Below are 22644 nucleotides of genomic sequence, written 5' to 3' on the forward strand. Positions count from 1 at the left end.
ATGACGCCCAACACCCACCACAGCCCGCTTTTCACGAGCGAAGCTTTCGCGGCCCTCGGCGCGCCCGATCTCGTCTATGTCCGGCCGATCAAGGCCGCCGAGATCCTGGCCGACGTCCCGGAAGGCGTGGAGGACTTCAACCTGGCGCCTGACCAGACCCTCTACGCCGTCTGCCGCGCCGACGGCGCCCGCCTGGCCGTGATGATTGACCGCGACACGGCGATCGCCGCCGCCCTGGCCCATGAACTGGCCCCGGTGTCGGTGCACTAGAGTATCGCCTCAGCGAGCGCCCTGAAGCCCTTCAGGACGCTCGCCGCCGGCTTCAGCGGATGAAGTAGCCGCCCACGACCCAAGCCGTCCCTTCGCGCGCCAGCACCACGGTTTCGACGGCGTCGGACTTGTTGGCGAAAGCGGTGTCGAACTGCACGATCCTGTAGTCGCCGTCCGGCGCGCCTGGCAGCGTCTTGGCGCTGGACACGCTCTTCAACGAACGGGATGAGACCGGTCCAAGCTGGCCACGCAGCGGCTGGATGGTCGACGCCCAGCCGGCCTCGGTGATCTTGGACCTGAACATGGTCGCCGACGCCTTCCAGCTCTCGCCCCAGCGCTGCCCGTCCAGCAGCTTCGCCCAGGCCTCCGCGGCGCCTGCGCTCGCCTTGTCTGAAGCGCTGGGCGACGTCGCCAGCGCCACCGGCGCGGCGGTCGGCCTCGCCCCGCCATCGCCCTGCAATACCGCCGCTACCGCGACCACCGCGACTATCGCCAACATGACCATCATCCCTCGAAAAAGCCACGCGGAGGTCTGACCCTTCCGTGGCGAGTTATCGGATGCGTCATGGTCTCGGCCTGGGAGCGTCGCGGCGGCGACCCCCAAAAGCTTGTCCCCCAAGAAATTTGGATCTGCGAAATTTGGATCCGCGCCCTCGGCCTGCGCCAGCAACCTGGCGGCTTCCCGGCTGCTGCCGACGCCGAGTTTGCGCCGCGCCTCGCGCAGGCGCTCGTTCACCGTATGGACGGACAGGCCGAGCGCCGTGGCCGCCGACTTGGCGTCATGGCCCCTGAGCAGGAGCCGCAACGTCTCCTTCTCACGCTCACTGAGAGTGTGAACACGCCCCTGCATCGCCGCACGCCCCTCCAACCCAAGGTGGATAGGTTAGGGGCGCAGGCAGGAAACCGCTACAGGTTGAAAGGAGGGACCTAAGCCCCCTACGCCGCCGTGCTGGTCGCTTCGTGGGTCAGCAGCACGTGGAGGGCGTCGGCCGAGCGGGCCTGGCGCAGGGCCGCCCGCATCTCGGGCTGGCGCATCATCCGCGCGACGCGGGCCAGGGCGCGCAGGTGCGCGGCATTGGCTTCGCGGGGGGCGAACAGGGCCACCAGAAGGTCGACAGGCTTGTCGTCGAGGGCGTCGAAGGCCACGGGCGCATCCAGGCGCACCACGACGGCGCGGACACGATCCAGGCCGTCTACACGCGCGTGCGGGATGGCGACGCCTTCGCCCACGCCGGTCGAGCCGGCGGCTTCACGATCAACCAGGCCTTCGAGGACCGCATCGACGTCGAGGCCGAGCACGCGGCCCGCCACGTCGGCGACCATCGAAAGGGCTTGGCGTTTGCCAGGAGCGCCAGCGCGCAGCGCCACCGCTCCGGGGTCCAGAAGATCGCCAATGGTCATGGACTTCTAACGCTCGCTCGTTGTCGACCGCCTTGGCGTCGCCGTCGGGGGTCCGCCGACGACGCCATCCCACCATGCCATGGTCGGATTAGCTCGCGGTTGACCCGTGCCCGTTTAGCGACTTCGTGCGTTCGGGGTCGATCCAGCCGATATTCCCGTCTGGACGCCGGTAGACCACGGACAATCCGCCGTGGGCGGCGTTCCTAAACACGATTGCCGGGTAAGCGGTCAAGTCCAGTTCCATGACAGCCATGGAAACGGTCATCGTCTTCACCGCGGCCTGGGTCTCCGCGATGACCATCGCCGCGGGCGCGCCCGTCGGGTGGTCAGCCTCCACATCCCAGTCGTGTTCTTCGTGCTCTTCGACTTCGGGAGCCTTGAGGACGAACATCGCGGCGTTCTCGACCTGCTTGGCCGTGGCCGCCTCGGAGTGGCTCTTCAGCCGCCTCTTGTAGCGCCTGATGCGCGTATCGATCTTGGACAGGGCGGAGTCGAACGCCGCGTGTGCGTCGCCTCCCGATCCATGACTGATGAGCTGCTGGCCCGAAGCCAATTTTACCGAGCAATCGACACGGAAGGCGTAGCCCTCCTTGCTGACCACGACCTCGGCGTTACCGCCGCGATCGAAGTATTTCCCAATGCTCAGGGCGATTTCGTCGGAGACTCGCACTCGCAGAGCCTCACCAACGTCGACATGCTTGCCGGAGACTTGGACTTGCATATCGATACAACGCGCCTGTCCAAGTCGGGTGTCAAGCGGCGCTTTAAAGGCCTGTGGACGACCTCAGACGAGACCTGAAAACACACCCAGAAGCTTGCGCACGGCCATCACGACAACGTGCGCGCTGACGAACAGCAGAGCCCCGCTGCCCAGCGCCATCAGGTAGCCCAACAGCGCCAGAACGCCGTCCCTCTGCAGCAGAGCGAGCGCCAAAACCGCGACCGTCGCGCCGGGCGCCAGGTTGCCCAAAGGGATGGGCAGGACCAGCACCAGGGCCAGCAAGGTGCAGACCACGCCGATGGCCCGCTCGCCCAAGGGTGCGAACATCGGTCGCAGGCGCGGACGGGTGACCAGCTCCATGCTGCGGACGATCGGACCCAGGCGCTTGAACAGGCCACGCAGGTCGGCGCGCTTCAGGGGCTTTTCCATCAGGCCGCGTGGCAGCCACGGCGTCTCGGCTCCCATGGCGATCTGCGGGGCCAGGAACAGGATCGGCAGGGACAGGAGGGTCGAGGAGCCTGGCGGCAGCGGCAGGCAGTTCAGCAGCCCGAAGACCAGCAGCATGGCCCCGAAGGCGCGGCTCTCGAACGCCTCCAGCATCTGACCGACCGTAAGCGTGGGACGAGCATCCTCGCCGAAGCCCTCGATCACGTCCGCCAGACTTTTTTCGCTCATCACAACTGTTCCCACCGCCACGAAACACGCGGCCCAAAAAAGCGGGAGAGGAGCGTTAGACCGCTTCCTTCATCTGACGACGGCGTTCGACCGACGACGGGATCCGCATGGCTTCGCGGTACTTGGCCACGGTCCGGCGGGCGATGTCGACCCCGGCGGCCTTGAGAATTTCGACGATGGCGTCGTCGGAGTGCACTTGGGCCTCGGTCTTCTCGGCATCGACCAGGCCCTTGATCTTGTGACGGACGCTGGCGGCCGAGTGGGCCTCGCCGCCTTCCGACGACTGGATGGCCGAGGTGAAGAAGAACTTCAGCTCGAACACGCCGCGCGGGGTGGCGATGTACTTGTTCGACGTGACGCGGCTGACGGTGCTCTCGTGCATGCCGATGGCGTCGGCGACGGTCTTCAGGTTCAGCGGGCGCAGGTGCTCGACGCCGAAGGCCAGGAAGCCGTCCTGCTGGCGGACGATCTCGCTGGAGACCTTCAGGATGGTCTTGGCGCGCTGGTCCAGGCTCTTCACCAGCCAGTTGGCCGTGGCCATGCAGTCCGAGACGAAGGTCTTTTCCTGATCCGTGCGCGCACCCTTGGAAATGCGGGCGTGGTAGCGCTGGTCGACCAGCACGCGCGGCAGGGTGTCGGTGTTCAGCTCGACGTGCCACATGCCGCCCAGGCCCTCGCGGACCATGACGTCGGGCACCAGGGTCTCGGCCGGCTCGCTGTGATAGGCCGCGCCGGGACGCGGGTTCAGCGACCGGATCTCGGCGACCATCTCGCGCAGGTCTTCGTCGTCCACGCCGCAGAGGCGGCGCAAGCTCGCCATGTCGCGCTTGGCCAAGAGCTCGAGATTGTCGAGCATGGCAGCCATGCAGGGGTCGTAGCGGTTCAGGTCCTTCAGCTGCAGCGCCAGGCACTCGCGCACGTCGCGGGCGAAGACGCCGACGGGCTCGAAGCCCTGCAGGATGGCCAGGGTCTCCTCGACCATCTCCAGCTTGCAGCCGAGGCGCGCGGCCAGCTCGATGACGTCCAGGCGCAGGTAGCCGCCCTCGTCGACGGCGTCGATCAGGATCTCGGCGATGGCGTTGCGGGCCGGCGACAGCGCCGCCTGGACCAGTTGCGACCGCAGGTGAGCGGAAAGGGTAGGAACGTCGGTCAGGGCGCTCTCATAACCCTCGTCGCCTTCGAACGAACCACCGCCGCCGGCGCGCGACCAGTCGATCTGGCCGCCGGCGTGTTCGGCCTCGGCGCCGTCGCCCGTGGCGCGTTCGCCGGGCGAGACGTCTTCGTGCGGGGCGTCCATCTCGCGGCCGGCCGTCGTGTCGGCCACGGCGTCCAGCTGGGTCAGGCTGACGTCGCGTTCGCTTTCGACCTCTTTGGCCGGTTCGGACTCGCCCTCATCACGTTGCAGAAGCGGGTTACGCTCCAGCTCCTGCTCGACGAAAGCGTCGAGCTCGATGTTCGACAGTTGCAGAAGCTTGATAGCCTGCTGCAGCTGCGGGGTGATGACGAGGCCTTGACCCTGACGGATCTCGAGGCGGTGGCTGAGCGCCAATGCGCCCTCCTGACAAATCGAAAAACTTCGATCGCCATTGAAGGGCCTGTTTGGTTAACGGGTCGCCAACGCCTGCAATATCCGGGCCGGTGCGACGTTCCGTCCCGGAAAATATCATGCCAGAGCTATTAGCCCTTGCGGGACAAGCACTTGATCCGGGTGCGGAGGGGTGACGCAGGCTATTTTTGCCCACCCCTGCGCCAATTAATCCCCGAGGCGCGGCTCGCTGAAGCTGTCGCCCAGATAGACGCGCTTAACTTCCGGATTGTCGACGATCTCGCGCGGCGAGCCTTCGAACAGAACTTCACCGGCGTGGATGATCGAGGCGCGGTCGATGATGTCCAGCGTCTCGCGCACATTGTGGTCGGTGATCAGGATGCCGATGCCGCGACCCTTCAGGTAGCCGACGACCTCGCGGATGTCGGCGATGGCCAGGGGGTCGATGCCGGCGAAGGGCTCGTCCAGCAGCATGAAGGACGGCTCGGACGCCAGGGCGCGGGCGATTTCCACGCGACGACGCTCACCGCCCGACAGGGCGACGGCGGGCGACTTGCGGATGTGGGTGATGCGCAGTTCTTCCAGGATGCTGGTGACCTGCTCACGCGCCTTGCGCTGGTCCTTCTGGCGCATCTCGACCACGGCCATGACGTTCTGCTCGACTGTCATGCCCCGGAAGATCGAGGCTTCCTGCGGCAGGTAGCCGACGCCGAGGCGCGCGCGCTGGAACATCGGCTGGGCGGTGATGTTCTCGCCGTCCAGATAGATCGCGCCGTAGTCGGCGGCGATCAGGCCGGTGACCATGTAGAAGCAGGTCGTCTTGCCGGCGCCGTTGGGACCCAGCAGGCCCGCGACTTCGCCGCGCTTGAGACGCAGGGAGACGTTCTTGACGACCGGACGGTCGCCAAACGACTTACCCACGGAATCGACGAACAGGCCGTCCATGTCGTTGGAGGTCAGGGTCATGAACGGGTCCTAGCGCGGAGCGGCGGGCGTTTCAGCGGCCGGCGCGTTTTTGTTCTCGTCCTGATAGAAGACCGCTCGCACCCGCTTGGGCGCGGCGCGACCCGTGCTGTTGGATTCCAGCTTGGCGTCGTTGGTCTTGGTGTTGACCGTCAGGCGGTCGCCGCGCGCCACGTCCTTGCCCTTGACCAGCACCACGTCGCCCGTGACCACGGCGATGTTGTTGTCGAAGGTGTAGACGGCGCGGTCGCCGCGGGCCTGCTGCTGGTCGCTGACCAGATAGACGCTGCCCTCGGCTTCCATGCGCTGGGCGTTGCCGCAGGCATTGGCGTTGTCGGCCGTGGACTTGCGGGCGCTGTACACCGTCACCTGCCGAGCCCGCAGGCGCGAACGGTTCTGCAGGATCTCCACGTTGCCGCGGAAGATCGTGATGCACTTGCTGTTGATCGTTTCCTGCTGATCAGCGGACACGTCGATCGGCGCGCTCGAGTCGCCCACTTGGGCGCTAGCCGCACCGGCCGAGCTGGCCAGGATCAACGCGGTCATCGCCGCAGCCGTCCATCGCTTCATCAGAACCATGTCCTCATCCGTCGCGGTTCGCGTCACGAGCGAACCTGCGCCATTGATTGTCTTTACTGCCGTTCGAACCGCGCGCGAACCCCGCCCCGGAAAACGATGCGATCGCCCTTGTCATATACGGAGTAGGCGCTGGATTGCACCTGTCCGCTGGGACCTTCGCCGTTCATCGTGGTTTCGCCCGTCACGTCGCCCGTCTGGGTATTCACGAAAGCGCCTTCCGACGCGAAGCGGTAACCCGCTCCGTCGTCCATCCGGACATCCTGTTTCAAGGCCAGGCTGAAGTCGTCCTGGCGATAGACGCCGTGCTTGGCGGTCATCCGCGTCGGCGTCGGCGAGCCCAGGTCCAGGGTCAGGGCCGGGTCGTCCAGAATGATGCGGCGCGGGTCGTTGTCGTCGCGGATCGCCGAGCGCGCGGTGATCATGAAGCTGCGGCCCTCGGTCGACTGACCATAGAAGCGCGGCGTGATCAGGCGGATCTCGGTCTTGGCCTCGGTCGGCGGATGGGTCGCGGCCATGTAGGTGCGCCAGCCGACCTGCGTGGCCACGATCAGGACCAGGCCGCCGATCGCGATCGGCAGGATGATCCGCGCAGCCAGGACGCGGCGCGAACGACGGCGCCAGCGCGCGAGATCGGCGCTCAGCGTTCGTTCGGAAATGGCCGCGGCGGAGTGCATGGCTGGTTATGCGTGAGCGAAGATGTCCATCTCCTCCCAACCGGCCAGGTCCAGCGAGGCGCGGTGGGGGAGATAGTCGAAGGCGGCTTGCGCGTGGCCCATCCGGCCTTCGCGCTCGAGCATGATGTTCAGCTTGTCGCGCAGGGCGTGCAGGTGCAGCACGTCCGAGGCGGCGTAGGCGACCTGGTCGGCGCTCAGCGAGGGCGCGCCCCAGTCCGACGACTGCTGGACCTTGGACAGCTCCACGCCCAGCAGTTCGCGCGTCACGTCCTTCAGGCCGTGGCGGTCCGTATAGGTCCGGGCCAGCTTCGAGGCGATCTTGGTGCAGTAGACGGGCGCGGTCACGACTCCCAGATGGAGTTCGAACATGGCGATATCAAAGCGCCCGAAGTGAAAAAGCTTCAGGACGGCCGGATTCGTCAGCAGGGCCTTCAGGTTAGGACAGTCGTAGGTGGCGCGATTCAGGCGCACCACGTGCGCGTCGCCGTCGCCCGACGACAGCTGGACCACGCACAGCGGGTCACGACCCAGGCGCAGGCCCATGGTCTCCGAATCGATCGCAATGACAGTAGCGCCGGCGAAGACGTCGGCGGGCAGATCGCCCTCGTGAACAAAATTGGCCAAGTCTCAGAAATCTCCGGCGAAGAGTCGGGCGCGTCCGCGCGCGAACGCGACGAACCACGCGCTCGATGAAAGCGCGTGACACTTATACTCACGATGAACGGGATATCTATCCGCCAGACCATCAACCGTCGGCGATATCGCCATCGGGAAGTTTGACGCCACCCCCGCTTCAAATGAAGCTGATAAGGGGTGGTGCCCAGGAGAGGACTCGAACCTCCACGACCTTTCGGTCACTGGCACCTGAAGCCAGCGCGTCTACCAATTCCGCCACCTGGGCCCGCTGCGCAACCGGGTAGGTCGCTGCGAGGCCGGGACGTTTAGGGAAAGCTTCTGACGCCGTCAACAGACAAAAATCGACAAAGCGTGATTTCTTGCGAACAAGCCCCGCGTCGTCTAATTCCCCCTTATCGCGGTGGGGTCACCGCAGGCGACGAGGAATGAAGATGCAAGGTCTGGTCACGGTGTTCGGCGGCTCCGGTTTCGTGGGCGGCCAGGTCGTGCGGGCGCTCGCCAAGGCGGGCCATCGCGTACGGGTGGCCGTGCGCCAGCCCAACCTCGCCTACAAGATGCGCATGCTGGGCGATGTCGGCCAGATCGAAGTGGTCCAGGCCAATGTCCGCAACCCGGCTTCCGTGGCCCGCGCCCTGGACGGCGCCGAGGCCTGCGTGAACCTGGTGGGCGTGCTCTGGGAGAGCGGCCGCCAGAAGTTCCAGTCGCTGCACGTCATGGCCGCCCAGAACGTGGCCCAGGCCGCCGCCAAGGCCGGCGTGAAGCACTTCGTGCAGGTCAGCGCCCTGGGCGCCAACGCCGACAGCCAATCCAAGTACTACCGCACCAAGGCCGAGGGCGAAGCCGCTGTGCGCGCCGCCTTCCCGGGCGCGACCATCGTGCGTCCGTCGCTGGTGTTCGGCGTCGACGACAGGTTCTTCAACAAGTTCGCCCAGATCGCGACCCTCGCGCCGATCATGCCGCTGGTCGGCGGTGAGACCCGCGTCCAGCCGGTGTTCGTCGCCGACGTCGCCGCCGTGATCGCCAAGGCCGCGACCAATCCGGCCGCCGTGGGCGTCACCTACGAGCTGGGCGGTCCGACCGTCTACACGATGCGCGAAGTCCTGCAGCTGATCCTGACCGAGACCGGCCGCAACAAGCCGCTGGCCCCGCTGCCCTGGCCGATCGCCTCGCTGATCGGTTCGCTGGGCGACATCCAGGCCTCGGTGATCCCGTGGGCCCCGCCGCTGACGTCGGACCAGGTCGAGATGCTGAAGACCGACAACGTCGCCGAACACGGCCTGCCGGGCCTGGCCGAGGCCGGCGTGCTCGGCACGGCCGTCGAGGCCGTGGTTCCGACCTACCTCTACCGCTACCGCAAGGGCGGCCAGTACGCCGAGACCCCGGCGGGCGCGTTCTAAGGCTCTAGAGCCGACCGAAACGAAGAAGGGCGGGCGCCTCACGGCGCCCGCCCTTTTCTTTGCCCGCTACGGCTCGACCTTAGTGGTGCAGGTAAAGCACCGCCAGGCCGCCGATCCCGACCACGATCCGCCACCAGGCGAACGGGGCGAAGCCGCGCTTGCCGATGAAGTCGAGCATGTACTTCACGACCACCAGGCCCGACAGGAACGACACGACAAAGCCGATGCCGACGATGCCGATATGGCCGGCGTCCAGGGCGTCGCGGTTCTTGTAGACGTCCAGGGCGAAGGCCCCAACCATGATCGGGATGGCCATGAAGAAGCTGAACTCGGCCGCCGCCCGGCGCTCGATGCCAAACAGCATGGAGCCGACGATGGTCGAACCCGAGCGCGAGACGCCGGGGATCAGCGACAGGCACTGGAACAGGCCGACGATCAGCACCTTGTGCAGCGGCAGGTTCATGGCGTCGTGATCGACGGCCGCCGGGGCCTTGCGGTCGATGAACAGCAGGATCACCCCGCCGATCAGCAACGACCAGCAGATGATCAGCGGGCTCTCGAACAGGAATTTCTTGATCACGTCGTGCAGCAGCAGGCCCGCGACGAAGGCCGGGATCACCGCGACGATGACGCTGAGCGCGAACCGGCGCGCCTCGGGCTTGGTCGGCAGGCCGATCAGCACGCCCCACAGCTTCTGGAAGTACAGGGCCACCACCGCCAGGATCGCCCCCAGCTGGATCAGCACGATGAAGGTGTCCCAGCTGGGATCCTTCAGCCCCATGGCCTCCTTGGCCAGCAGCAGATGGCCAGTGGACGAGACGGGAATGAACTCTGTCAGCCCCTCGACCAGACCCAGAATGATGGCGCTCAACCAGTCAGGCATTTTTCCGCTCCAAACCCGGTCCTGGCGTGCGCCCGACACGGTAAATAGGTCGTAAATCCACAAAGTAGACTATATTGAGACCCTCTTGCGAGTCGATCTCAAAGCCCATGGTCAAAACAGGGATATATCGGTCTACTATTTTGACCACCACATTCTTCTTGCCCCAAAGAGTCCGTATGAGGCCCGCGAGAGCAATTTTTCTCCTTCGGGAGATACGGGGAAAGTCGCATGGCCGAACGCATGCTGAAATTCACGACGGTGGCCCGCAAGACGCCTGAAAAGCGTGCGGCCGCCGAGCGTTCGGGCGACTTCCACGAGATCTACGCCGACTTCATCGACGCCAAGGCCAACGAGCAGGCCTCGCGTTGTTCGCAGTGCGGCGTGCCGTTCTGTCAGACCCACTGCCCGCTGCACAACAACATCCCCGACTGGTTGCGGATGACGGCCGAGGGCCGCCTGGAAGAAGCCTACGCCCTGTCGCAGGCGACCAATTCCATGCCGGAAGTCTGCGGCAGGATCTGCCCCCAGGATCGCCTGTGCGAAGGCAACTGCGTTATCGAGCAATCGGGTCACGGCACCGTGACGATCGGCTCGGTCGAACGCTACCTGACCGACAAGGCCTGGGAAAACGGCTGGGTGAAGCCGCTGGTCGCCGGTCCGACCCTCGGCCAGTCGGTCGGCGTCGTCGGCGCGGGCCCCGCCGGCCTGGCCGCCGCCGAGAAGCTGCGCGAAGCCGGCTACGACGTCACCGTCTATGACCGCCACGACCGCGCCGGCGGCCTGCTGATCTACGGCATTCCCGGCTTCAAGCTGGAAAAGGACGTCGTCGAGCGCCGCACGAAGCGCCTGGCGGACGGCGGCGTCGAGTTCAAGCTTGGGTTTGAAGTCGGCAAGGACGCCTCCCTGGAAGACCTGCGCGCCAAGCACGACGCAGTGCTGATCGCCGTTGGCGTCTATGCCGCGCGCGACCTGACTGTGCCAGGCGGCGGCAGCAAGGGCGTGGTGCCCGCGCTGGACTACCTGATCGCCTCCAACCGCCAGGACCTGGGCGACACCGTGCCGGAAATCGAGTCCGGCCTGCTGAACGCCGACGGCAAGGACGTCGTCGTGGTCGGCGGCGGCGACACCGCCATGGACTGCGTGCGCACGGCCATCCGCCAGGGCGCCAGCTCCGTCACCTGCCTCTATCGCCGCGACAAGGCCAACATGCCCGGCTCGATGCGCGAAGTGGCGAACGCCGAAGAGGAAGGCGTCACCTTCGAATGGCTGGCCGCGCCGCGCGCCCTGTCGGGTGAAGCCGAGGCCGTCACCGGCGTGCGCGCCATCCGCATGCGCTTGGGCGCTCCGGACGCCTCGGGCCGCCAGAGCCCCGAGGAAATCCCCGGCGGCGACTTCGACCGTCCGGCCCAGCTGGTGGTCAAGGCCCTGGGCTTCGAGCCCGAGAACCTGCCGGAATCCTGGTCGGCGCCCGACTTGAAGGTCACCCGCTGGGGCACCGTAAAGGCCGACGTCCGCAACCAGATGACCAATCTGGACGGCGTGTTCGCCGCCGGCGACATCGTGCGCGGCGCTTCGCTGGTGGTCTGGGCGATCAAGGACGGCCGCGACGCCGCCGACGCCATCCACCGTTACCTGCAGGCCAAGGTCAGCTCCGCGCTGATCGCGGCGGAATAAGAGAGAGGATTTAAAGCCATGAACGAGATGGACCTCTATCTGAAGAACCGCCAGGCGCTGATCGACGGTCACGCCTATGACCCGACCACCGAGCGCGACGCCTGTGGCGTCGGCCTGGTCTGCGCCATCGACGGCAAGCCGCGCCGCGAGGTCGTCGAACTGGCGATCAAGGCCCTGAAGGCCCTGTGGCACCGGGGCGCGGTCGACGCCGACGGCAAGACCGGCGACGGCGCCGGCGTGCTGGTCAGCGTTCCGCAGGACTTCTTTATCGATCAGGTGCGCCGCACGGGCCACGCCCTGCGCTCCGGTCCGATCGCCGTCGGCCAGATCTTCCTGCCGCGCACCGACCTGGGCGCCCAGGAGACCTGCCGCACGATCGTCGAGGCGGAAGCCCTGCGGTTCGGCTTCTACATCTATGGCTGGCGCCAGGTGCCGGTCGACACCTCGGTGATCGGCGAGAAGGCCAACGCCACCCGTCCGGAAATCGAGCAGATCATGCTGGCCCCGGCGGCCGGCCTGGAAGGCGAGGCGCTGGAACGCGCCCTGTTCCTGTGCCGCAAGCGCATCGAAAAGCGCGTCCACAGCCAGAACATCACCGACTTCTACATCTGCTCGCTGTCGGCCAAGTCGCTGATCTACAAGGGCATGTTCCTGGCCGAGGCGATCGACGAGTTCTATCCCGACCTGAAGGACGAACGCTTCACGGCCGCCGTGGCGATCTTCCACCAGCGCTATTCGACCAACACCTTCCCGCAGTGGCGCCTGGCCCAGCCCTTCCGGATGCTCGCCCACAACGGCGAGATCAACACGATCAAGGGCAACATCAACTGGATGAAGTCCCACGAGATCAAGATGGCCGCCCAGGCCTTCGGCGAGTTCGGGGACGACGTGAAGCCGGTGATCCAGCCTGGCGCTTCGGACAGCGCCAACCTGGACAACACCTTCGAGGTGCTGGTCCGCGCCGGCCGTGACGCGCCGATGGCCAAGGCCCTGCTGGTGCCGGAAGCCGCCAATCCGAAGATGAAGGAGTCGCACAAGGCGCTCTATTCATACTGCAACGCCGTGATGGAGCCCTGGGACGGTCCTGCCGCCCTGTGCGCCACCGACGGCCGCTGGGTCGTGGCCGGCAAGGACCGCTCGGGCCTGCGCCCGCTGCGCGTGGCCTATACCGACGACGGCCTGGTGATCATGGGCTCGGAAGCGGGCATGTGCGGCGTCGAGGAAAGCCGCATCACCCGCAAGCTGGCCATCGCGCCGGGCCGCATGCTGGCCATCGATCTGGCCGAAGGCCGCCTGTACGGCGAAGACGAGATCATCGACGAACTGGCCGACCGCCACCCCTATACGGACTGGCTGGGCAACATGGTCGATCTCGAAAAGGAGATCGGCCCCGGTCCCGAGCCGCGCAAGTACGGCCGTGAAGAACTGACCCGTCGCCAGGCCGCCGCCGGCTATTCGCTGGAAGACCTGGAAATGATCCTCGCCCCCATGGTCGAGGACGGCAAGGAAGCCGTCGGCTCGATGGGCGACGACACCCCGCTGGCGGTGCTGTCGGAGAAGTACCGTCCGCTGTCGCACTACTTCCGCCAGAACTTCAGCCAGGTGACCAACCCGCCGATCGACCCCCTGCGGGAGACCGGCGTCATGAGCCTGAAGACCCGCTTCAAGAACCTGGGCAACATCCTGGCCCAGGACGCCGCGCAGGCGGATGTGTACGTGCTGGAAAGCCCGGTGCTGACCACCGGCATGTACGAGCGCGTCCACAATCTGCTGGGCGAGAAGAACGTCGCGGTCATCGACTGCACCATGCCCCTGCCGGCCGAAGAGGCCCGAGGCGGCGACGCCCTGCGCGCCAATCTCGACCGCATCCGCGCCGAGGCCGAGGACGCCGTGCTGCGCGGCTGCGGGGCCATCGTCCTGACCGACGAGGCTTCAGCCGAAGACCGCGTCGGCCTGCCGATGATCCTGGCCACCGGCGGCGTCCACGCCCACCTGGTCGCCAAGGGCCTGCGCTCGTACGTCTCGATCATCGTCCGCTCGGCCGAGTGCCTGGACACCCACTATTTCGCGGTGCTGGTCGGCGTCGGGGCCACGGCGGTCAACGCCTACCTCGCCCAGGAAAGCTTCCAGGATCGCCTGGAGCGCGGCCTGCTGGGCGACAAGTCGCTGCGCGACACCTGCATTAACTTCAAGACGGCCATCGAGGGCGGTCTGCTGAAGATCATCTCCAAGATGGGCATCAGCGTCATCTCCTCGTACCGCGGCGGCTACAACTTCGAAGCCGTCGGCCTGTCGCGCGCCATGGCCGCCGAGTTCTTCCCCGGCATGCCCTCGCGCATCTCGGGCATCGGCCTGGCCGGCATCGAGAGCAAGACGGTCGAGCTGCACCGCAAGGCCTGGAACCTGACGGCCGTGACCCTGCCGGTCGGGGGCCTGTACAAGTCGCGCCGCTCGGGCGAGGCCCACGCCTTCGAGGCGCGCCTGATGCACACCCTGCAGAGCGCCTGCGACACCGGCGACTACGAACTCTATCGCCGCTGGAGCAACGGCCTGCGCACGCAGAAGCCGATCCAGCTGCGCGACCTCTTGGACTGGCGCTCGGACCGCAACCCGATCGCCACCGACGACGTCGAGAGCGTCAACGAGATCCGCAAGCGTTTCGTCACGCCCGGCATGAGCCTGGGGGCGCTGAGCCCCGAGGCTCACGGCGCCCTGAACATCGCCATGAACCGCATCGGCGCCCGCTCGGTCTCGGGCGAGGGCGGCGAGGACAGCGCGCGCTACAAGCCGCTGCCCAACGGCGACAATCCCAACAGCGCCATCAAGCAGGTGGCCTCGGGTCGGTTCGGCGTCACCGCCGAATATCTGAACCAGTGCGTCGAGCTGGAGATCAAGGTCGCCCAGGGCGCCAAGCCCGGCGAGGGCGGCCAGCTGCCCGGCTTCAAGGTGACCGAGATGATCGCCCGCCTGCGTCACTCGACGCCCGGCGTGATGCTGATCAGCCCGCCGCCGCACCACGACATCTACTCGATCGAGGATCTGGCCCAGCTCATCTATGACCTGAAGCAGATCAACCCGGTCGCCCGCGTCACGGTGAAGCTGGTCGCCGCCACCGGCATCGGCGCCATCGCCGCCGGCGTTGCGAAAGCGAAAGCGGACGTGATCCTGGTCGCCGGCGGCGTCGGCGGCACGGGCGCCTCGCCCCAGACCTCGGTGAAATATGCCGGCGGTCCGTGGGAGATGGGCCTGTCGGAAGCCAACCAGGTGCTGACCCTGAACAACCTGCGCCACTCCGTCGTCCTGCGGGCCGACGGCGGCATGCGCACGGGTCGCGACGTGGTCATCGCCGCGATGATGGGCGCCGAGGAGTTCGGCATCGGCACCGCCTCGCTGGTGGCGATGGGCTGCATCATGGTGCGCCAGTGCCACTCCAACACCTGCCCCGTCGGCGTCTGCACCCAGGACGAAGCCCTGCGCGCCAAGTTCACCGGCACACCGGACAAGGTTATCAACCTCTTCACCTTCGTGGCTGAAGAGGTGCGCGAGATCCTGGCCGGCCTGGGCTTCAAGAGCCTGCAGGAAATCGTCGGCCGCACCGACCTGCTGGCGCAGGTGTCGCGCGGCGGCGAGCACCTGGACGACCTCGACCTGAACCCGCTGCTGGTCCGCGCCGATCCGGGCGCGAACAAGCCGTACAACACGGTCGTCGGCCGCAACGCGGTGCCCGACACGCTGGACGCCCAGATCGTCCGCGACGCGGCGCCGCTGCTGGAGCGTGGCGAGAAGATGCAGCTGACCTACACGGTCCGCAGCACCGCCCGCACCATCGGCACCCGCACGTCCAGCCACATCGTCCGCAAGTTCGGCATGAAGGGCCTGCCCTCGGGCCACCTGACCGTCCAGCTCAAGGGTTCGGCCGGCCAGAGCCTGGGCGCCTTCGCGGTCCAGGGCCTGCGTATCGAGCTGACCGGCGAGGCCAACGACTATGTCGGCAAGGGCTTGTCGGGCGCGACCATCGTGATCAAGCCGGCACGGGGCCTCGCGGCGCCCGAGACCAACGCCCTGCTCGGCAACACCGTGCTGTTCGGCGCCACCTCGGGCCGGCTGTTCGCGGCAGGCCAGGCGGGTGAGCGCTTCGCGGTCCGCAACTCGGGCGCCACCACGGTGGTCGAGGGCTGCGGCGCCAATGGCTGCGAGTACATGACCGGCGGCCAGGTGGTGATCCTGGGCCCGACGGGCGGCAACTTCGGCGCGGGCATGACCGGCGGCATGGCCTTCGTGCTCGACCAGCACGACCGCTTCGAGGACAATATCAACCCCGACAGCATCGTCGTGCAGCGCCTGGCCTCGCCCTATTGGGAAGGCGTGCTGCGCTCGCTGATCGCCGAGCACGCCCGCGAGACGGACTCGGTGTTCGCGGCCACCCTGCTGCGCGACTGGGACCGCGTGCGGGACCAGTTCTGGCAGGTCTGCCCGAAGGAAATGCTCACCCGCCTGGCCCAGCCGCTGGCGGCCGAGCAGGCGGTGCACGAACGGGCCTAGGCCGCGGCCTTCGCCTCCAGCAGCTTGAAGGTTGCACGGGCGCGCGCGACGGGGACCCCGTCCGCGCGCACCGTCGCCTCAGCAAAGCAGATCGACCGGCCCAGCTTGACGAAGTCCGTGTCGAACTCGAGCCATTGGCCGAGCTTGGCCTGGCCGAGATAGTCGAGCGTCAGGGACACGGTGACTAGACCGCCCGCCGCTTGCCGTGCGGCCGCCAAGTTCACGCCCAGCGACAGGCCCATGGCGTTGTCGGCCAAGGCCGCCAGGAAGCCGCCGTGCGGCATGCTCCGCGAATTGCAGTGCGCCTCGCGGATGCGCGTGCCCAGCACCAGCCGGTCCTCGGCCTTGCGGGCGTAGAGCGGCTCCCACGGGTCGGTGACCGGGCTCTTGCGGACATGCGGTTCGAAGCCTTCGGGGATCTCGTCCATCTTCGCCTCGCTTGAATTCAAACAATTGTTTTAATCTAACAGTGTTCACCCTCTTGCGCGAGAGGTCACGAACCTGCGCTATGAGGCGGCATGGCTCGGGATCGTCAGAAGCTGGACGCGGACAAGGTCGTCGAGACGCTCGACAGTCTGTACGCCCGCGTGGCCGCGCGGTTTCCGGCCTCGGGGCTGGCGGCGGTCTGCGGACGGCTGGCCGACACCGCCCACCGGACGGCCGAGCGCGCTCACCGGATCTCGCGGCCCTATCTGTTCCTGCGCCTGCTGGTGGCCCTGATCGTGCTGGCCGGCATCGGGCTGGAGGCCATGCTCGTCTGGCGGCTGGACTGGAGCGCGGTCGTCCGCGCCAAGGAGGGCTTCGGCCTGGCCCAGGGCCTGGAGTCGGCCGCGAACCTCGCCCTGCTCTCCGGCGCGGCCGCCTGGTTCCTGGCCTCGCTGGAGCGGCGCTGGAAGCAGCAGCGGGTCCAGAAGGCCCTGCACGAACTGCGCTCGTTCTGCCACGTCATCGACATGCACCAGCTGACCAAGGACCCGACCGTCCTGCTGGGCCCTAGGACCGCCGTTTCGCCCAAGCGCGAGATGACCAATTTCCAGCTCTCCCGCTACCTGGACTACTGCGCCGAGATGCTGGCCCTGACCGCCAAGCTGGCCGCGCTTTATGCCGGCGAGAGCGACGACCCGGTGATCGTCGCCGCCGTCAACGACATCGAGACCCTGGCCTCGGACCTGGGCCGCAAGATCTGGCAGAAGATCATGATCCTGGGCCAGTTGGACGAAGCGCGGGCGAGCTAAACACGAGCGGCTGCGTTCCATGTCCATGCGCGCCTTCGCCCACCTGCTCGACCGGCTGTCCCTGACCAGCTCGCGCAACGCCAAGCTGACCCTGATCGCCGACCACCTGCGCCAGACGCCGGACCCCGATCGCGGCTACGCTCTGGCGGCCCTGACCGGGGCGCTGTCGTTCAACGCCGCCAAGCCGGCCTTCATCCGCAAGGCGGTCGAGGCGCGGATGGACGCTCAGCTGTTCGCCTGGTCCTACGACTATGTCGGCGATCTCGCCGAGACCGTCGCCCTGGTCTGGCCGGCCAAGCCCGGCGCCAACCGGCCGCCGGAACTGTCCGAAGTGATCGAGGCCCTGCACTCGGTCTCGCGGACCGAGGTGCAGCGGCTGATCGAGGGCTGGCTGGACGCGCTGGACCCCGACGGCCGCTGGGCGCTGCTGAAGCTGATGACCGGCGGGCTGCGGGTCGGCGTGTCCTCGCGCCTGGCCAAGCAGGCCTGCGCCAATTTCGGCGGCGTCGAGATCGGCGAGATCGAGGAGGTCTGGCATGCGATGGAGCCGCCCTATGGCGATCTCTTCGCCTGGCTGGAGGGCCGCTCCGAACGCCCCTCGCCCGACGCGCCGGGCCGTTTCCGGCCGGTGATGCTGGCCCAGCCGATCGACGAAGCGGTCGACTTCGCCAAGCTGGATCCGGCCGCTTACGTGGCCGAATGGAAGTGGGACGGCATCCGCGTCCAGGCGGTGTCGGAGCGTGGCGAGCGGCGGCTCTATACCCGCACCGGCGACGACATCTCGGCGGCCTTCCCCGACGTGGTCGAGGCGTTGGACTTCGAGGGCGCGATCGACGGCGAGCTCTTGGTGCTGCGCGACGGCGCCCTGGCCCCGTTCGGCGACCTGCAGCAGCGGCTGAACCGCAAGACGGTCGACGGCAAGCAGTTGGCGAGCTTCCCGGCCGGCATCCGCGCCTATGACCTGATGATGGACGGCGAGGAGGACGTTCGCGGCCTGCCCTTCGTCGAGCGCCGCGCGCGGCTGGAGGCGTTCGTGGCGCGGCTGACGACGCCCCGCATCGACCTGTCGCCGTTGCAGCCCTTTACGACCTGGGAGGAGCTGGCCGCCCTGCGCCTGGACCCGCCCGAAGGCGACGCCCGTCTTTCCGAGGGTTTGATGCTGAAGCGCCGCGACAGCGTCTATGAACCCGGTCGCCCCAAGGGTCCGTGGTTCAAGTGGAAGCGCGACCCGCACCTGATCGACGCGGTGCTGATGTACGCCCAGCGCGGCCACGGCAAGCGGTCCAGCTTCTATTCCGACTACACCTTCGGCGTCTGGCGCGAGGATGAGGCGGGCGTTCGCCACCTGACTCCGGTCGGCAAGGCCTATTTCGGCTTCACCGACGAGGAGCTGAAACTGATCGACAAGTTCGTCCGCGACCACACGATCGAACGGTTCGGGCCGGTGCGCTCGGTACGCGCCGACCTGGAACACGGCCTGGTGTTCGAGGTCGCCTTCGAGGGCCTACAGCGCTCGACCCGCCACAAGTCCGGCGTGGCCATGCGCTTCCCGCGCATCAACCGCATCCGCTGGGACAAGCCCGCCCGCGAAGCGGACGAGCTTGCGACCCTGGAGGCGATGCTCGACTAGTGCGCGGCCGCCGGCGCCTGAGCCGACGCGCCGGTCTGGAACAGCTTGCCCTTCTCGGTGGCCAGCACCATCAGCAGGCCCGCCAGGCCAAAACCCGTGAAGCCGATGGTCAGCGGAATGGTGGTCCCGTCGTACATCTGGCCGATCAGGAACCCGAACAGCGCCCCGCCGATCGTGGTGATGAAGCCCTGGATCGAGGCGGCGGCCCCGGCCACGTGGCCCAGCGGCTCCATGGCGATGGCCCCGAAGTTGGACATCACCAGACCGAAGCAGAACATCATCCCGGCCTGCATCAGCGAGAAGCTCAGCAGGGTCTCGTGGCCGGTGATGGCGATCAGCGCGTGGACGGCGGCGAAGGCGATGAAGCCGATGAGCGCCCAGTGCGAGACCTTGCGCATGCCCAGCTTGTCGACGATCCGCGCGTTCAGCAGCGACGACACCGCCATCGTCCCGGCGATGCCCGCGAAGATCAGCGGGAAGATGTCGCCGGCGTGCAGCACCTCGGCGAAGACCTGTTGGGCCGAGTTCAGGAACCCGAACAGGCCGGCCAGCACCAGGGTCGCGGCCAGGGTGTAGCCCATGGCGATGCGGTCGGTCAGGGCGGTCTTGAAGGCCGAACTGACGCCCTTGACCGAGATCGGGATGCGGTCTTCCGGATGCTGGGTCTCGGGCAGCTTGATCGCCGCCCAGGCCATGACGACCAGGCCGAAGATCGACAGGATGCCGAAGATCCAGCGCCACGAGGCGACCATCATCACCGCCATGCCCAGCGACGGGGCGATGATCGGGGTGGCCAGGAAGACGATGAAGGCCAGCGACATCACCCGCGCCATCTGGCGGCCGGCATAGCAGTCGCGGACGATCGACACCGACAGCACCCGCGTTGAGGCCGCGCCCAGGCCGGTCAGGAACCGCGCGATCAGCAGGGTCTCGAACGAGGTCGAGAAGGCGCAGAGGGCGGCGAAGAGCGTGTACAGCGTCAGGCCAACCATCAGCACCGGCTTGCGGCCATAACGATCGGCCAGCGAGCCATAGGCCAGCTGGGCGACGCCGAAGCCGAGCAGATAGGCGGTGATCACCCACTGGCGGGCGTTGGGATCGTGCACGCCCAGCGCCTCGCCGATGTGCGGCAGGGCCGGCAGCATCGAGTCGATGGCGAGAGCGTTGGTCGCCATCATCGCCGCGATCAGGGCGACGAACTGGCCAAAGCCCATGCCGGGATGCGGCGACGGCTTGGTGTCGGACATGGGAGTTCTCGCGATCTGGACGCCCCAGACACGAGACGCGTACGCGGGCCATATAGGCGTCATGCGACAACCCGCCAACCTCAGGGTGATCGCTTCTGGGTCGGAAACGCCTATATAGCCGCCCCATGACCCATAGTACCCCGCCCGGCGCGTTGAGCCGGGGCCTGACCCTGGCGATGGCCGCCGCCACCGGCATCGCCGTCGCCAATATCTATTACAGCCAGCCGACCCTGGGCCTGATGCTGCGCGACATGCCTGGCGGCGCGACGGCCCTGATCCCGACCGCGACCCAGGCCGGCTATGCGGCGGGCCTCTTTTTGCTGGTGCCGCTGGGCGATCTGATCGAACGGCGCAAGCTGATCGCCTTCCAGTTCCTGGCCCTGTCGCTGGCGCTGATCGCCACCGCCCTGGCCCCGACGCCGGGCCTGATGATCATTAGCTCGCTGCTGCTGGGCGCCGCCGCGACCGTGGCCCAGCAGATCGTGCCGTTCGCCGCCCACCTGGCCTCGCCCGAGAAGCGCGGCGCGACGGTGGGGACAGTGATGGCCGGCCTGCTGTGCGGGATCCTCCTGAGCCGGACCCTGGCCGGCTTCGTCGCCGCCCACGCTGGCTGGCGCGCGATCTTCTGGCTGGCCGCGCCGGTGGCCCTGGCGGCCGGCGGCTGGATGTACGCCAAGCTGCCCCGCAGCCACCCGCAGGGCGGCCTGTCCTACGTCACCCTGATGATCTCGCTGGGTCGGCTGTGGAGTGAGTTCGGTTCGCTGCGCCTCGCCGTGGCGACCCAGGCCCTGCTGTTCGCGACCTTCACCTCGTTCTGGACGATCCTGGCCCTGCACCTGCAGAGCTACCACCTGGGCTCGGACATCGCCGGCCTGTTCGGGGTGATCGGCGCTGTGGGGATCCTGGCCGCGCCCCTGGCCGGCCGCATCGCCGACCAGCGCGGCCCGCGCCCGATCATCGCGGCCGGCGCGGCCCTAGCGCTCGTGTCGTGGCTGATCCTGGGCTTCTGGCCGGGCGTGCCGGGGCTGGTCGTCGGGGTGATCCTGCTGGACTTCGCGATCCAGAGCGTCCTCGTCTCCAACCAGCACATCGTCTACGCGCTGCGGCCCGAGGCGCGGGCCCGGCTGAACACCGTCTTCATGGGCGGCATGTTCGTGGGCGGCGCGGCTGGCTCGGCCGTCGCGGTGATGCTGTGGAAGTCGATGGGCTGGACCGGCGTCTGCGCGATGGGCGTGACGCTGACGGCCTCGGCGATGGCGTTGCAGGCGGTGAACCTGATCCGTCGCCGCCGTCTGGCAGCGGCCTAGCCGTTAAAGGCGCGGATCGCGTCGATGATCTTCTGCTGGTCGGCCTCGCCCAGATAGGGGTGCATCGGCAGGGCCAGCACGGTCTCGGCCTTGGCCTCGGTGACCGGCAGACCGCCTTCGCCGCGCGGGAAGTGCGCGTAGGGCGCCTGCACGTGCATCGGGACGGGATAGTAGACCGCCGTCGGGATGCCCTGCGTCTTCAGGTGCGCGGCCAGGCCGTCGCGGTTCTCGTGCTCGATCACGTACTGCGCCCAGACCGAGACGCCGCCGTCGATGACGCCCGGGGTCGACAGCACCGCGCCCTTCAGACCCTCGGCGTAGCGGTTGGCCACCACCTGACGCAGGTCGATCTCTTCCTGGAAGATGGCCAGCTTCTCGATCAGGATCGCCGCCTGGATGGTATCAAGGCGCGAGTTCATGCCGATGCGGGTATTCAGATATTTCGGGTCGTGGTCGAAGGTCTTGCCTTCCAGGTCCGGACCGACCGCCTTGCCGTGGACGCGGTAGCTGTCCATCAGGTCCCACAGCGTGGCGTCATTGGTCAGCACCGCCCCGCCGTCGCCGTAGCAGCCCAGCGGCTTGGCCGGGAAGAAGCTGGTGGTGGCCACATCGGCCCAGTGCAGCGGGTGGTGGCCGTTCAGCGTGCAGCCAAAACCCTGGGCGCTGTCGGAGATCAGCTTCAGGCCTTCGCGATCGCAGATGGCCTTGATGGCCGGATAGTCGGCGGGCTGGCCGAACAGGTCGACGGCGATCACCACCTTCGGGGTCAGGCGACCCTCGGCCTTCACGGCGGCGATGGCGGCGTCCAGCTTGGCGGGGTCGAGGTTGTAGGTTTCCGGCAGCACGTCGACGAACACCGGGGTCGCGTCGACCCACGGCACCACTTCCGGCGTCGCGGCGAAGGTGAAGGACGGGCAGAACACCGCGTCGCCCCGACCCACGCCCCAGGCCATCAGCGGCAGGGCGATGGCGTCGGTGCCGTTGGCGCAGGACAGGGCCAGCTTGGCCTGGCCGAATTCCGCCAGCTTGGCTTCGAACTCGCGGACCTGCGGACCCATGACATAGGCGCCGCTGTCCAGCACCTTGGCGATGGCGGCGTCGATCTTGTCGCGGATCCGGCGCTGTTGCGCGGCGAGGTCGATGAAAGGCATGCTCATGGCGCGGCCTTTATGCGCGGTTCATGACGATTTCGAGCCAATTGATGTAACCGACTGTTTCCCGCTTCAAGCGGAACCGTCAGCTCGCCTTGTCGTTGACCGATGAG

At 67.4% G+C, this 22644-nt stretch carries 19 protein-coding genes, 1 tRNA gene and 1 pseudogene; 7 read left to right on the plus strand and 14 right to left on the minus strand.

The genetic code is table 11. From position 1 onward, the window contains the following. Nucleotides 1-270 (plus strand): DUF1150 family protein, encoded by a 270-nt coding sequence (locus AC07NF_RS11835; protein WP_494626078.1) that lies wholly within the window; start codon nucleotides 1-3, stop codon nucleotides 268-270. 52 nt (nucleotides 271-322) lie between these two features. On the opposite strand, the gene AC07NF_RS11840 is transcribed toward AC07NF_RS11835, so the two are convergent. The 10 genes and pseudogenes from AC07NF_RS11840 to AC07NF_RS11885 form a co-directional block, all read right to left on the minus strand. After that, nucleotides 323-1120 (minus strand): helix-turn-helix domain-containing protein, encoded by a 798-nt coding sequence (locus AC07NF_RS11840; RefSeq protein ID WP_494626081.1) that lies wholly within the window; start codon nucleotides 1118-1120, stop codon nucleotides 323-325. Nucleotides 1121-1206: 86 nt separating this feature from the next. After that, nucleotides 1207-1671: a PTS IIA-like nitrogen regulatory protein PtsN gene (gene ptsN / locus AC07NF_RS11845; protein ID WP_492816408.1), complete on the minus strand. Its 465-nt coding sequence runs from the start codon at nucleotides 1669-1671 to the stop codon at nucleotides 1207-1209. An 88-nt stretch (nucleotides 1672-1759) separates the two neighbouring features. Beyond that, nucleotides 1760-2392 carry a ribosome hibernation-promoting factor, HPF/YfiA family gene (gene hpf, locus AC07NF_RS11850; protein ID WP_492816406.1) on the minus strand — a complete coding sequence of 211 codons (633 nt, stop codon included), beginning with the start codon at nucleotides 2390-2392 and terminating at the stop codon, nucleotides 1760-1762. A 63-nt stretch (nucleotides 2393-2455) separates the two neighbouring features. After that, nucleotides 2456-3070, minus strand: a complete 615-nt coding sequence (locus AC07NF_RS11855) for an exopolysaccharide biosynthesis protein (RefSeq protein WP_492816404.1) — start codon at nucleotides 3068-3070, stop codon at nucleotides 2456-2458. A 52-nt stretch (nucleotides 3071-3122) separates the two neighbouring features. Beyond that, nucleotides 3123-4616 carry an RNA polymerase factor sigma-54 gene (gene rpoN / locus AC07NF_RS11860; RefSeq protein WP_492816402.1) on the minus strand — a complete coding sequence of 498 codons (1494 nt, stop codon included), beginning with the start codon at nucleotides 4614-4616 and terminating at the stop codon, nucleotides 3123-3125. Between the two features lie 204 nt (nucleotides 4617-4820). Further along, the gene (gene lptB, locus AC07NF_RS11865; RefSeq protein ID WP_492816400.1) at nucleotides 4821-5579 is read right to left on the minus strand and encodes an LPS export ABC transporter ATP-binding protein; all 759 of its coding nucleotides are present in this window, start codon (nucleotides 5577-5579) and stop codon (nucleotides 4821-4823) included. 9 nt (nucleotides 5580-5588) lie between these two features. Further along, nucleotides 5589-6146: an LptA/OstA family protein gene (locus tag AC07NF_RS11870; RefSeq protein WP_494626085.1), complete on the minus strand. Its 558-nt coding sequence runs from the start codon at nucleotides 6144-6146 to the stop codon at nucleotides 5589-5591. 62 nt (nucleotides 6147-6208) lie between these two features. Continuing rightward, nucleotides 6209-6869 (minus strand): annotated as a pseudogene (lptC, locus tag AC07NF_RS11875) (LPS export ABC transporter periplasmic protein LptC). Beyond that, a complete protein-coding gene (locus AC07NF_RS11880) occupies nucleotides 6836-7453 on the minus strand; it encodes a ribonuclease D (protein WP_492816396.1) in 618 nt (205 codons plus the stop codon). The pseudogene lptC and the gene AC07NF_RS11880 overlap by 34 nt, the downstream one beginning before the upstream one ends. A 190-nt stretch (nucleotides 7454-7643) precedes the next feature. Continuing rightward, a tRNA-Leu gene (locus tag AC07NF_RS11885) sits at nucleotides 7644-7730 on the minus strand. A gap of 166 nt (nucleotides 7731-7896) precedes the next feature. Between AC07NF_RS11885 and AC07NF_RS11890 the strand changes: the two genes are divergently transcribed. Beyond that, complete coding sequence (locus tag AC07NF_RS11890; protein WP_494627554.1) at nucleotides 7897-8862, plus strand: complex I NDUFA9 subunit family protein; 966 nt, start codon at nucleotides 7897-7899, stop codon at nucleotides 8860-8862. Nucleotides 8863-8941: 79 nt separating this feature from the next. On the opposite strand, the gene AC07NF_RS11895 is transcribed toward AC07NF_RS11890, so the two are convergent. Beyond that, nucleotides 8942-9745: an undecaprenyl-diphosphate phosphatase gene (locus AC07NF_RS11895; protein ID WP_494626087.1), complete on the minus strand. Its 804-nt coding sequence runs from the start codon at nucleotides 9743-9745 to the stop codon at nucleotides 8942-8944. 228 nt (nucleotides 9746-9973) lie between these two features. Here AC07NF_RS11895 and AC07NF_RS11900 point away from each other — a divergent pair, with 228 nt between their 5' ends. Then, a complete protein-coding gene (locus AC07NF_RS11900; protein ID WP_494626089.1) occupies nucleotides 9974-11419 on the plus strand; it encodes an NAD(P)-dependent oxidoreductase in 1446 nt (481 codons plus the stop codon). Between the two features lie 18 nt (nucleotides 11420-11437). After that, nucleotides 11438-15961: a glutamate synthase large subunit gene (gltB, locus tag AC07NF_RS11905; protein WP_494626091.1), complete on the plus strand. Its 4524-nt coding sequence runs from the start codon at nucleotides 11438-11440 to the stop codon at nucleotides 15959-15961. Here gltB and AC07NF_RS11910 read toward each other — a convergent pair. Then, nucleotides 15958-16389, minus strand: a complete 432-nt coding sequence (locus tag AC07NF_RS11910; protein WP_494626093.1) for a PaaI family thioesterase — start codon at nucleotides 16387-16389, stop codon at nucleotides 15958-15960. The genes gltB and AC07NF_RS11910 overlap by 4 nt on opposite strands. A 90-nt stretch (nucleotides 16390-16479) precedes the next feature. On the opposite strand from AC07NF_RS11910, the gene AC07NF_RS11915 reads away from it, so the two are divergent. Then, entirely contained in the window at nucleotides 16480-17196 is a 717-nt protein-coding gene (locus AC07NF_RS11915) for a hypothetical protein (protein ID WP_494626095.1), read from the plus strand. A gap of 19 nt (nucleotides 17197-17215) precedes the next feature. Next, on the plus strand, nucleotides 17216-18826 hold the full coding sequence (locus tag AC07NF_RS11920; protein ID WP_494626097.1) for a cisplatin damage response ATP-dependent DNA ligase: 1611 nt from the start codon (nucleotides 17216-17218) through the stop codon (nucleotides 18824-18826). On the opposite strand, the gene AC07NF_RS11925 is transcribed toward AC07NF_RS11920, so the two are convergent. Then, a complete protein-coding gene (locus tag AC07NF_RS11925; protein ID WP_494626099.1) occupies nucleotides 18823-20073 on the minus strand; it encodes a multidrug effflux MFS transporter in 1251 nt (416 codons plus the stop codon). The two genes, AC07NF_RS11920 and AC07NF_RS11925, sit on opposite strands and share 4 nt — an antisense overlap. A 125-nt stretch (nucleotides 20074-20198) precedes the next feature. On the opposite strand from AC07NF_RS11925, the gene AC07NF_RS11930 reads away from it, so the two are divergent. Next, nucleotides 20199-21380, plus strand: coding sequence for an MFS transporter (locus tag AC07NF_RS11930; protein ID WP_494626101.1), 1182 nt, complete (start codon nucleotides 20199-20201; stop codon nucleotides 21378-21380). On the opposite strand, the gene AC07NF_RS11935 is transcribed toward AC07NF_RS11930, so the two are convergent. Continuing rightward, nucleotides 21377-22537: a DegT/DnrJ/EryC1/StrS family aminotransferase gene (locus AC07NF_RS11935; protein WP_494626103.1), complete on the minus strand. Its 1161-nt coding sequence runs from the start codon at nucleotides 22535-22537 to the stop codon at nucleotides 21377-21379. The genes AC07NF_RS11930 and AC07NF_RS11935 overlap by 4 nt on opposite strands. Nucleotides 22538-22644: the final 107 nt, after the last annotated feature.

The sequence above is a fragment of the Caulobacter sp. GW821-FHT10A06 genome (assembly GCF_059415805.1).